The following is an 11824-nucleotide window of genomic DNA, read 5'->3' as shown; positions in this document are numbered from 1 at the left end:
TATGCCCGACGCAGTGGGACAAAAACTCTCAAATCCTGCTCCCGCAACCAAACAATAAAGGCCGTCCAATGGGCGGCCTTTTTTTGTTTGTTCGCACACCGGCATCCGGGTTCTTAACCTCACAGGAACACCGAAAGCAGCACTGATGTCCAAAACAAACAAGCAAAAACAAACTAGAAGCATATCCGCAAAACCAAAATAGCCCCGCCAACATTACTGGCGGGGTTTCCGGCATCTCTAATTCATCACCGAAACCTAAGACGTCCCAGACAACACACCGCCCAAGGTCGACACCATCTCGTCAATCATGTCTTCCTCAACAATCAGCGGCGGTGATAACGCGATGATGTCGCCCGTAACACGGATCAGGAGGCCGGCTTCGAAGGCAAAGAAGCCTTCATGTGTAATGGCGTGCCGCAGCCACTTGAATGATTACGACACGCCTTTGCGCTAAAGCATCCAGGTCGTGATTCCCGGGAAGAACAGCAGGATTGCCAGGACGAAGAGCTGCAGCATGATAAACGGTAAGAGGGCTCCATAGATGTTGCCGAGCGTGATGTCCGGCGGGGCGACACTTTTCAAGTAGAAGGCTGCCGGACCAAAGGGTGGCGTCAGGTAGGAGACCTGCATGTTGACGGCAAACAGGATCCCGAACCAGATCGGGTCATATCCAAGCTGAATGACGATCGGAACGAAGATGGGCAAGGTCAGCAAGGCTATCCCGATCCAGTCGAGGAACATGCCGAGCACAAGCAGAATCAGCATCATGATCAGAATGACGGCCACGGGCGATGCGTCGAGACCAAGCATGACTGCGGAAACGAAGCGGTTGCCTCCCATCAGGTTATAGACACCAACCAGAACGGCCGCGGCTATCCCGATCCAGATGATCATGCCGCAGGTTTCCAGCGTGTGCACCAGACTGTCTTGCAGCATGCGGGTGTTCAGTTCCCGGCGGAGCAGGGAAATGATGAGCACCGAGGAGACGCCGAGTGCCGCTGCTTCGGTGATTGAGGCAATTCCGCCGTAGATCGAGCCCAGAACCGCCACCACGATGAAGACCGGTGCGATAAGCGACCGGATCGCACTGCCGACGGTTTCTTCTGCCCGTTCTTCTTCGGAAATGGGCGGACCGAGGTCCGGGTTCCGGACGCAGCGGACAAGCACATAGGCGATATAGCAGCCGAGCAGCATAAGCGCGGGCGTGACGGCCGCAACGAAGAGGTCGGCAATGGAGACGCTTGCCACAAGGCCATAGATGATCAGCACGATGGAGGGCGGCATCATCGTCCCGAGCGATCCACCTGCGCAAACGACCCCTATGGACAAGTCGCGGTCGTACCCAAGCCTCAGCATCTGCGGCAAGGCAAGAATACCCAGAAGAACTATTTCACCGCCGATAACGCCGGACATGGCGGCCATCAGGGTGGCAACAATCAGCGTCTGAACGGCGACACCACCCGGTAATCGTCCCGCAAGCACGCGCATTCCGTTGAAGAGGTCCTTCGCGATGCCCGATCTGTCGAGAAGTGCCGCCATCAGGATGAACATCGGAATGGCAACGAGGGAGTACTCGGTGATGAAGCCGAAGATGCGGGCCGTGACCAGCGGAAGCGCATTTCCGCCGAACCAGCCGAACGTGAAAACCAGGGCAACGAGCCCTGTCACCCAGGCCAGAGGCTGACCTGTGAGCAGCAGGACGAAGATGCTGCCAACGAGCAGAATTGTACCGTATTCAATACCCAGGTCGTTCAATCCCATCTCATTTGCCTCCGCGTTCGCTGTAGGCAGCGTCGTCGCCGCGGATTGCCTTGATCAGATGCATCAGCGTTTGAACGAACATCAGGCAGACACAGATCAGGATAATGATTTTCAAAAGGGCCGGTGTCGGCGGGTTCCACGCCGTACCTGTGCCTTCCAGATGGATATCTCCGTTGGGCCTGTGGGTTGCCTTCCATGCCATTGTCGCACCTGCGTACCCAAGACCTGCAAAGAAGATCATCGCGATCACCGAATTCACGATATCCAGCCATCGCCGCACCCCGGGCGAAACGGAATCATAAATCATGCGCACGCGGATATGCTTGTCGCGGGCAAGGGCGACAGGGCCGCCGATCAGGAAGATGGCTGCGATCAGGAAGGTCGTGCTTTCGTGGGCCCAATAGGTCGGGCTATCGAAAACGTAGCGGGCGATAACCTCGTAAACACTGATGGCAAAGGCCAGAAAGATGGCCCAGGAAAAGAGCTTGGCGGACCCGGCAATGAACCGGTCGAGGCCGGTTCGCAGGTTCTCTTGGCCATTGTCTTCCAGCTCACTCACGTCCGGATTGTCCGGCATGGCTTCTTCTCCCGTCGTGCGGTTGGCAAACTGTTGAGGGAAATGGGGAATGGCCCACCAGCCTCGGCTGAAGGCCACAATCCGATCACTCGCTTCACCCGGCCCGGCAGATGCCAGGTCAGGCGGAAACAAGGTCAGACCGCTCCCGGACCTTCGGGTCCCGGAGCGGCTGCGTCAAAGGAGACGTTGGTCAGATCAGAGCTGGTTCCGGCCCTTCAGATAAGCGACCACCGCATCGTAATAGCGTTGGGTGAGCTCGTTCTTGCCGGCCCAGTTTTCCCATTCCTGCTGCGCGATCCGGCGGAATTTCGCCCGCTCATCGCCAGACCAGTTGACGATCTCGATTTCCGGATTTGCCTTGGCTTCCTCGACAGCGGCCGCATCGAGTTTGCGCACGGAGTAAACGTGATCGAAAATGAACTGGTCGACGGAGGCATTCAGGATGGCCTTCAGGTCGTCCGGAAGTTCATCCCAGATCGACTTGGTCATCGAAATGTCGATCAGGGGCAGGGAGTGAAAGCCAGGATAGAGCGGATAATGGGCAACGTCATTCATGCCCTGTGATTGGTTGGTTGCAAAAACCGTGTAGTCGGCGGCTTGAACCACGCCCTTGTCGAGTGCCGTGAAGACCTCGGAACCGGGAAGCGCAACCGGAGATGCGCCGGCCTTGGAGAAGATCTCGTAGACCATGCCTTCCGGCGCACGCATCTTGATGCCCTTCAGGTCTTCAACGGTGCGGATCGGAACGCTGGAGACGAAAGCTTCCGGCTCGGTTGCAGCAGCTCCGATGAAATGGACGCCATAGGGTTCGACCAGTTCGGCGTAAAGCTCATGACCGCCACCCGATTGCATGAAGCCGATCAGCTCGAACGGATCGCTCCAGGCGCCGACAAGGTTGCCCATCATGGCAAAGGCGGGGTCTTTCCCTGCGAAATAGCTGGGGTCGGTCAGGTGCCCCTGCAGAATGCCGGAGCCGACAGCATCGAGCGTATCGGTATGGGGAACGACGGCACCGATCGGCAAGATTTCGATCTCGATCCGGCCACCGGACATTTTCTCGACGTGTTCAGCCCATTTCTGCTTGTTGATGAAGCCCGGTTCACCGGCCGTTTCCGATGTCTGGAAGGTCCAGTTGTAGTCGGCGGCCGATGCGGCGCCCGGTGCTGAAAGAACCGACAGGGCCAACAGGCTTGTGAGAATTCCGCTCTTCAGCGACGGCAGACGTTTCAAGAGCCCGCCTGCTGTTACTGTTTGCTTGATACGTGCTGCAAGGTGTTGAAATTGCACAGCGCCGCGCGGCGCTTTCGTGTCTTCGCGATAACTATTCGATTGCATGTTTTCCTCCCACATACATCGCCACGGTGTTGGCTTGCCAACGCCAGGCACGTCACGTTACGCGGGCAGCAACCGGATGGGACAGGTCAATTCACGCAATCCATTTGCGGGAACCCGCAATTTGGGTGTTGGTGCCGGCATTGCATCCAATGGATGTGCGGCGCCTCCTCAGGACGGTAGCCTTTCGCCGCGGAGATATCGGGCACCCAAGTCTCGTATCCATGAGAGGACACGGCAGGTGCGCCAGCTGGCAACCGTTGCCGGATGGTTGTTTTCGTTGAAGCCGCAAAAGGCTGATCAAGGAAAAACGCCCCGGAAACGAATGTCTCCGGGGCGTTTCGCTTGTCATGTTGCCTTCATTCAGGAGGCAGCGTTCTGCGCGTCTTCCAACTCGGCTGTCTCCTCGTGTTGCACAAGCGGGCGATTGCCGGAGAGCTTGCGGACCAGGACGTAGAAGACCGGTGTCATGAAGATCCCGAAGAAGGTTACGCCGATCATGCCGGAGAAGACCGCGACGCCCATGGCAGACCGCATTTCCGCACCGGCGCCGGTGGAAAGCACCAGCGGCACGACACCCATGATAAAGGCCATGGAAGTCATCAGGATCGGCCGCAAGCGCAAGCGGCTGGCCTCGACCGCGGCCTCCACGGGGGACCGGCCTTCGAACTCCAGTTCCCGCGCGAATTCCACGATCAGGATCGCGTTTTTCGCCGATAGCCCGACCAGCACCACCAACCCGATCTGGGTGAAGATGTTGTTGTCGCCCGCGGTCAGCCAGACGCCCGTCAGCGCGGCAAGGACGCCCATCGGCACGATCATGACGATCGCGACCGGCAGCATCAGGCTTTCATACTGGGCGGCAAGCACCAGGTAGACCAGAAGCAAGGCCAGCGGGAAGACGAGGAACCCGGAACTGCCGGCAAGGATCTGCTGGTAGGTCAGGTCGGTCCATTCAAAGGCAATGCCCTTGGGCAGGGTTTCTTCCGCGATCCGCTCGACCGCGGCCTGTGCCTGGCCGGAGGAATAGCCGGGCGCCGGTCCGCCGTTGATGTCAGCCGCAAGGAAACCGTTGTAGCGGGTTGCCCGTTCCGGCCCGGTGGTGGCTTCCACTTTCAACAGGGCGGAAAGCGGGATCATCTGGCCGGTGACGGAGCGGACTTTCAGCTTGCCGATATCGTCGGCATGCGCTCGGTACTGGGCGTCTGCCTGAACCCGCACACTGTAGGTGCGGCCGAAGGCGTTGAAGTCGTTGACATAGAGCGATCCCAGATAGATCTGCAGTGTCTCGAACACATCCGTTACCGAAACGCCGAGCTGCTCCGCCTTGGTGCGATCAAGATCCGCATAAAGCTGCGGCACGTTGATCTGGAAACTGGAGAACAGTCCCGCCAGTTCCGGGGTCTGATAGGCCTTCGCCAGGAAGGCCTTGTTGGCGGCGTCGAGTGCCTGATAGCCGAGACCGGCTCGATCCTCGATCTGCAGTTTGAACCCGCCGGTGGTCCCCAGGCCCTGGACGGGCGGAGGCGAGAACATGGCGATGAACGCGTCCTGGATGGTTCCGAACTTCTGGTTCAGCTGCATGGCAATCGCATTGCCCGACAGCTCCGGAGACTGGCGTTCCTCGAAATCGGTCAGGGTGGCGAAGACGATGCCGGCGTTGGAAGAGTTGGTGAAGCCGTTGATCGACAGACCCGGGAAGGCGATGGCGTGTTCGACGCCTTCCTGTTCCATGGCAACCTCGCTCATCCGGCGGATGACATCTTCCGTCCGGTCCAGCGTTGCCGCATCGGGAAGCTGGGCAAAACCGATCAGATACTGTTTGTCCTGCGCCGGAACGAAGCCGCCGGGAACTGTGGTGAAGAGGCTGTAGGTTGCCCCTGCCAGTGCCATGTAGACCACCATGACAATGGTCTTGCGGGACAACAGGCCGCCGACGCTCTTGCCATAAGCGTTGGACCCGGCACCGAATGCCCGGTTGAAGCCCCTGAAGAACCAGCCGAACAGGAAGTCCATCGCCCGGGTCAGCCAATCCTTGGGCGCATGGTGATCCTTCAGGAGAAGGGCCGCCAAAGCCGGGGACAGGGTGAGCGAATTGATGGCCGAGATGACGGTGGAGATTGCAATTGTCAGCGCGAACTGGCGATAGAACTGTCCCGAAAGCCCCGTGATGAAGGCCAGCGGCACAAACACGGCCACCAGCACCAGCGCGATGGCAATGATGGGTCCGGAAACTTCCTTCATGGCCTTGTAGGTGGCCTGACGCGGGTTCAGCCCGTTCTCGATGTTCCGCTCGACGTTTTCCACGACCACAATCGCGTCATCGACAACGATGCCGATCGCGAGAACCAGGCCGAACAGGCTGAGCGCGTTGATGGAGAAGCCGAAGACATACATGACCCCGAACGTGCCGATGATCGACACGGGAACAGCGATGAGCGGAATGATCGACGCCCGCCATGTCTGCAGGAACAGGATCACGACCAGAACCACCAGCACCACGGCTTCCAGCAGCGTGTCGACCACCTTCTCGATGGAGGAACGGACGAATTTTGTGGTGTCGTAGACAATCTCGTATTTGACGCCGTCGGGCATGGCGACCTGTAGGTCGTTCATCGTCTCGACCACCGCATCGGAGATCGCGATGGCGTTGGAACCGGGTGCCTGAAACACGGGAATGGCGACGGCGGGTTTGCCGTCGAGCAGGGAGCGCAGGGAATAATCTGCCGCGCCAAGTTCGATCCGGGCAACGTCGCGCAGCCGGGTGACTTCACCGTTTTCACCGGTGCGGACGATGATGTTGCCGAATTCTTCCGGTGTCTGAAGACGCCCCTGCGCATTGACGCTGAGCTGAACGTCAACGCCTTCCAGATTGGGCGAAGCGCCGATGATGCCGGCGGCGGCCTGCACGTTCTGTTGGCGGATGGCGTTGGTGATGTCGCTGGCTGCCAGATTGTGTCCAGCCGCCTTTTGCGGGTCGACCCACACGCGCATGGAATAATCGCCGGAACCGAACACCTGAACCTGGCCGACACCCTGAAGGCGCGCCAGTCGGTCCTTGATGTTGAGAACGGCGTAGTTGCGCAGATAGGTGATGTCGTAGCGGTTGTCCGGCGATGTCAGGTTCACGACCATCATCAGGTCGGGCGAGCTCTTGACCGTTGTCACACCCAGGTTCCTGACCTCCGCCGGCAGGCGCGGTTCGGCCTGGGAGACGCGGTTCTGGACAAGCTGCTGGGCCTGGTCGGGATCGGTGCCGAGTTCGAAAGTCACCGTGAGTGTCATGACACCGTCGGAGGTCGCCTGGCTGGACATGTAAAGCATGCCCTCGACACCGTTGATCTGCTCTTCCAGCGGTGTTGCCACCGTTTCGGCAATGACTTTCGGGTTCGCACCCGGATAGGCGGCACGCACGACGATTGATGGGGGAACCACCTCCGGATATTCGGAAATCGGCAGTGCCCTGAGGCCGATCAGGCCGGCGATGAGAATGAGGACAGACAGCACACCGGCAAAGACCGGGCGGTCGACAAAGAATCTAGAAATATTCATATCCAGGCCCTTTCCGGTCGGAAATCGGGACAACACGTCCCCGGCCGGTGGCGGCGCCGCCGGCAATCATGACTTGAATTGTTGGAGAGGAGAGGCGGAGCGCCCGGGCTCCGCCTGTTTACTCAGTTCGAGGCGGCGGCAACGTCGTTTTCGACCTGCGGATCGACCAGCGCGCCTGAACGGATGCGTTGCAGGCCGTTGACGACGATGCGTTCACCCGGTTCGAGCCCGCTGTTGACGATGCGTGCACCTTCGGCGGTCCTGCCAAGGTTGATCGACCTGTAGGCCACCTTGTTGTCGTCGCCGACAACATAGACGTATTTCTTGTCCTGGTCGGTGCCGATGGCGCGTTCGCTGATCAGGACTTTTTGTTCCGGCCTGGGTTCACCCATGCGGATGCGTACGAACTGGCCCGGGATCAGCTTACCGCCCGGATTGTCGAAGACAGCCCTGACGCCGATGGTACCGCTCACGGCATCAACCTGGTTGTCGACCAGTTGAAGCTTGCCCTTCACCGGATGTCCGGCGGTTGCCGAGGTTTCGATCTCCACCGGGATCATGTCCAGCGGCGGTACCGCGGCATCTGTCTCCGGCAATTCGGCCAGAACCCGCGAGACCAGATCCTCACTTGCGTTGAAGCTTGCATAGATCGGGTCGACGGAGACGAGGGTGGTCAGGGCCGGCGAGGTGGACCCCGCAGCAACCAGATTGCCGACGGTGATCTCGATCTTGCCGACACGGCCGGAGACAGGAGCCAGTACCTTGGTGTAACCGAGTTCCAGCTTGGCGGACCTGAGGGCCGCTTTCGCGGATCTGAGGTTGGCTTGAGCTTCGGCGTAGGCGTTGTGGCGCTGGTCGAGAACGCTTTGGGAGATGGTCCGGTTTTCGATCAGTTTGTTGCCGCGATCCAGTTCCAGCTTGGCGAGGTTGAGCTGGGTTTGCGCCAGTTCGACCTGACCTTCCCTCTGGGCGACGGCAGCTTCATAGGGAGCCGGATCAATGGTGAAAAGCAGGTCACCGGCTTCCACCAGCGCGCCTTCACGGAAATCGACCGACTGGATGGCGCCGGCCACACGGGAGCGGATCTGCACCCGGTCGACGGCTTCCAGCCTGCCGGAAAAATCTTCCCACACGGTGATTTCGCGGGACTTGACCTCTGCCACGGTCACCGGCACCGCCGGGATGGCGACCGTGCCGCCGGCGGCTGTTGCCGGGCTGCTGACAGGAAGGTTCATGACGAGGACAGCGGCTGAAACAGAGACAGCAACTGCCAGGCTGGCGCCCGTCAGGGCCCAGATCTTGCGTCTTGATGTCATTGGTCTCTCCTTGGAAACCCTGCTGAAAACTCAATTTTCAGAAGGGTTTAGGTATAAATTCAATGGATGCTGACAGACTGCGTGAAACCCGAAAACTGCTGGCTGACGGTTTCTTGCCAAGTCGGGGTCTCGTCCGTCTTTCCGCCGTAGAGTGATGGCCAGCCTGCCCCGGCGGGGAGAACATGCTGGTGAACGTCAACGCCTGCCTTCTGCAGGCAGGAAGCAAAGCCGAGCGTTTCGTCTTTCAGCGGATCGTCCTGCGAGCACAGAACCAGCGCCGGGGCAACGCCTGTGAGGCGTGAGCACATGCACGGGGCTGCATAGGGGTGGCACATGCCGGTGCTGAGATAGTGGCTCCAGCCGTCGGCCCAGATATCCTTCATGCCGATGCCGCCGGCAGACTGAAACGAAGTTGAACCCATGAAAGGGTCAAGCAGGGGTGAAAGCAGGATCTGTCCGTCCAGTTCATCGGCGAAGTGATCCCTGGCTTTCAGGGCGACAGCCGCCGCGATGTTGCCACCGGCCTCGACGCCGCCGACAAGAAGCAGGGATTTGCGGTTCCCCAGGCCGGCGCGTTTCTTGGCCAGATAGGAGAAGATCGAAAATCCCGTTTCCAGTGGTTTCGGGAAAACGCTTCCAAGCGGCACGTTGTAGTCCGGCATCACGACAATTGCGCCGGTTTCGGCGATGATGTGCGCGACCTCGCAGTCCTGCGGCAAGGTGCCTTGAAAGGCCCCGCCGTGAAAGTAAATCAGGACCGGCGGCGCCTTGCTGTATTCAGCTCCCTGATAGACACGCGCCGCCACGGGGCCGATGGCCACCTTGTCGAGCGTCATGTCCTTGATCTGAACCGTCATTTTCAGCGCCGTTTCGTGTCCAGTGATTGAGGGAAGACAGGCTGCACCAGCCCTCTTGCTTGTCTGATAGGTATTGTTGTTCCAAGTCTGGAATAAGGGGTGTATTATTGGTTTCACTATTCGAACTTTCGAATAATAAGCCTATTTTTTGGTCAGGACGCTCAGAAATGGATCAACTCTCTGCCATGCGCACCTTTGTCAGGGTGGTTGAAACAGGCAATTTCACCCGCGCCGCCGACTCTCTTCAGATGCCGAAGGCGACGGTCACCAACCTGATCCAGAACCTTGAAAAGCATCTGCAGACCAAATTGCTCAACCGGACAACGCGGCGGGTGATCGTGACGACCGACGGCGCGCTCTACTATGAGCGCGCTGCCCAGATCGTGTCGGAGGTCGATGAGCTGGATGCCAGCCTGACCCAGGCGCAAAGCAATCCGGGGGGACGGCTGCGCGTGGAAATGTCGGGCGCTTTTGCAGACTGGTTTGTCATTCCGGCGCTTGGCGGGTTTTATGAAAAATATCCGGATATCCAGATCGATATCGGGATCGGTGACAGGACGGTCGATTATCTGGCGGAGAATGTCGACTGCGCCCTGCGTGGCGGCGCCCCGGCTGATCAGTCGCTGATTGCGCGTCGGGTGGCGGAGGTCGGGTTGATGACTTGCGCGGCAGCTTCGTACCTGGAGCGGATGGGAATTCCGGAAAGCCCGGCGGATGTGCAGGCCAACCACTTTAGTGTCAGCTACTTTGTTGCCGCCAAGGGGCGCACGAATCCTCTGACGTTTCGCAAGGACGGTGAGGAAATTCTGGTCGACGGGCGGTATCACTGCTCGGTCAACGACGCCCGCAGCTATGTTGCAGCCGCGCTGGCCGGGCATGGCATCGCTCAATTGCCGGACTTCATGGTGCAGAAGGAACTGGAGCGCGGCGACCTGGTGCCGGTTCTGACGGAATGGTCGGCCGACACCATTCCTCTCTACATCGTCTACCCGCCCAACCGGCATCTGTCGAACAAGGTTCGCGTTTTCGTCGATTGGCTGGTGCGTGTGCTTGCCGAAATACCGGCTCCAGGCCAGTCCTGAGTGCAGCACACGTTCGCGAACGACAAATGGGCATGCCAGTGTCAGATCCCGAACCTGTCCCGCAGGCGGTAGACAAGCACGGAGGGGGCCAGGAACCAGGGATTGCCCTGATAAAGCGGCCGCGTCCGGAAGGGGATCTTCTCAAAAGCGGAGGGGGATTTTTCCAGGCCGGCGGCCTTCTGGCCGATACGCATTCCGAGATAGCTCGCCATGCCGACACCGGACCCGCAATAGCCGCCTGCATGAAACAGCCCCTTGTCCTCGCCTGCGTGGGCGAGCGTGTCGAAGGTGTAGCCGACAAACCCCATCCAGGCATGGCTGATCCTCACCCTAGCCAGGTCTGGAAAGAGGGCTGTCATGTCCCGGTGGAGTTTGAGCGCGCTGTTGCGTGGATCTGTTTCGCTCAAGGAAACCCGGCCGCCAAAAAGCACGCGCTTCCGGTCGGGCGAAAGCCGGTAGTAGTAGACCAGCTTTCTGGTGTCGGACAGGACCCGGTCCGTCGGGAACAGCCGGTCTATCGTTTCGCGCGGGATTTCCTCGGTCGCGATCACATAGGAGCCGATGGGGATCAGCCGCCGTTGCAACCAAGGCGAAAGCGGGCCGGAGTATCCATTGGTCGCCAGAATGACCTTGCCTGCCTTCAGAGGACCGCTGCTTGTCAGCACCTTGAAGCCTGACGCGTCGCGTTCAAGCGACATCACCCGGCACTTGCCGCGCACCATTGCGCCTTCCGCCAGAACCTTGCTCAGAAGCGAAGGGTGATATTGGCTGACGTCGATGCTGCAATGATGCGGATTGACGATGCCGCCATGATAGGCCTCTGTTCCGAGCTCCTTCGCCATATCGCTTTTCGGCACCATGAAGGCGTCGGTTTTCCAGACCGGGTGCCCGGCGGTACAGTCCTTGGCGAGGCTTTCGTAAAGATGCGGCTTGTGGGCGCCGTGGAAGCGGCCGGTTTCCCGCAAGCCCAGCTCAAGGCCGTCTTCCTTGGAAAGCGCGTGCATATAGTCCAGCGATGCCTGCCCTTCCTGGCAGAGTTGGGTGGCGAGTTCCTTGCCGTAACTGCGCGCCAGGCTGGAGAAGGATGGCTTGAGGCTGGTGGAAAGCTGGCCGCCATTGCGCATGCTGCACCCCCAGCCAGGCTCTTCCGCATCAAGAACCAGCGTGCCGAGGCCTTCGCGGGCTGTCTGGAGCGCAGCGTTCAGACCGGTGTAGCCGCCACCGACCACCAGCACGTCGATTTCTTCCGGCAGGCCGGTCTCCCGCAAAGGAACCTTCGGGGCGATGTCCTGCCAATAGGGTGTCGTCTTGAAGTCGTCCGCAATAAGAGCCTGTGTCATCTCGTGC

General features: G+C 59.6%; 8 protein-coding genes. 1 reads left to right on the top strand and 7 read right to left on the bottom strand.

From position 1 onward, the window contains the following. Positions 1-450: 450 nt before the first annotated feature. The 6 genes from V1T76_RS28340 to V1T76_RS28315 form a co-directional block, all read right to left on the bottom strand. On the bottom strand, positions 451-1761 hold the full coding sequence (locus V1T76_RS28340; protein ID WP_330564023.1) for a TRAP transporter large permease: 1311 nt from the start codon (positions 1759-1761) through the stop codon (positions 451-453). Between the two features lies 1 nt (position 1762). Then, complete coding sequence (locus V1T76_RS28335; protein WP_330564022.1) at positions 1763-2470, bottom strand: TRAP transporter small permease subunit; 708 nt, start codon at positions 2468-2470, stop codon at positions 1763-1765. A 63-nt stretch (positions 2471-2533) separates the two neighbouring features. Further along, complete coding sequence (locus V1T76_RS28330; RefSeq protein ID WP_330564021.1) at positions 2534-3673, bottom strand: TRAP transporter substrate-binding protein; 1140 nt, start codon at positions 3671-3673, stop codon at positions 2534-2536. A gap of 360 nt (positions 3674-4033) precedes the next feature. Continuing rightward, a complete protein-coding gene (locus V1T76_RS28325) occupies positions 4034-7222 on the bottom strand; it encodes an efflux RND transporter permease subunit (RefSeq protein ID WP_330564020.1) in 3189 nt (1062 codons plus the stop codon). A 122-nt stretch (positions 7223-7344) separates the two neighbouring features. Continuing rightward, positions 7345-8538 (bottom strand): efflux RND transporter periplasmic adaptor subunit, encoded by a 1194-nt coding sequence (locus tag V1T76_RS28320; RefSeq protein WP_330564019.1) that lies wholly within the window; start codon positions 8536-8538, stop codon positions 7345-7347. 59 nt (positions 8539-8597) lie between these two features. Continuing rightward, on the bottom strand, positions 8598-9395 hold the full coding sequence (locus V1T76_RS28315; protein ID WP_330564018.1) for an alpha/beta hydrolase: 798 nt from the start codon (positions 9393-9395) through the stop codon (positions 8598-8600). 167 nt (positions 9396-9562) lie between these two features. Here V1T76_RS28315 and V1T76_RS28310 point away from each other — a divergent pair, with 167 nt between their 5' ends. Then, positions 9563-10477 carry a LysR family transcriptional regulator gene (locus V1T76_RS28310; RefSeq protein WP_330564017.1) on the top strand — a complete coding sequence of 305 codons (915 nt, stop codon included), beginning with the start codon at positions 9563-9565 and terminating at the stop codon, positions 10475-10477. A gap of 41 nt (positions 10478-10518) precedes the next feature. On the opposite strand, the gene V1T76_RS28305 is transcribed toward V1T76_RS28310, so the two are convergent. Continuing rightward, the gene (locus V1T76_RS28305; RefSeq protein ID WP_330564016.1) at positions 10519-11817 is read right to left on the bottom strand and encodes an NAD(P)/FAD-dependent oxidoreductase; all 1299 of its coding nucleotides are present in this window, start codon (positions 11815-11817) and stop codon (positions 10519-10521) included. Positions 11818-11824: the final 7 nt, after the last annotated feature.

This window comes from Roseibium sp. FZY0029, from assembly GCF_036350355.1.
Taxonomy (GTDB): domain Bacteria; phylum Pseudomonadota; class Alphaproteobacteria; order Rhizobiales; family Stappiaceae; genus Roseibium.
This window is presented reverse-complemented; position numbering and strand designations above follow the sequence as displayed.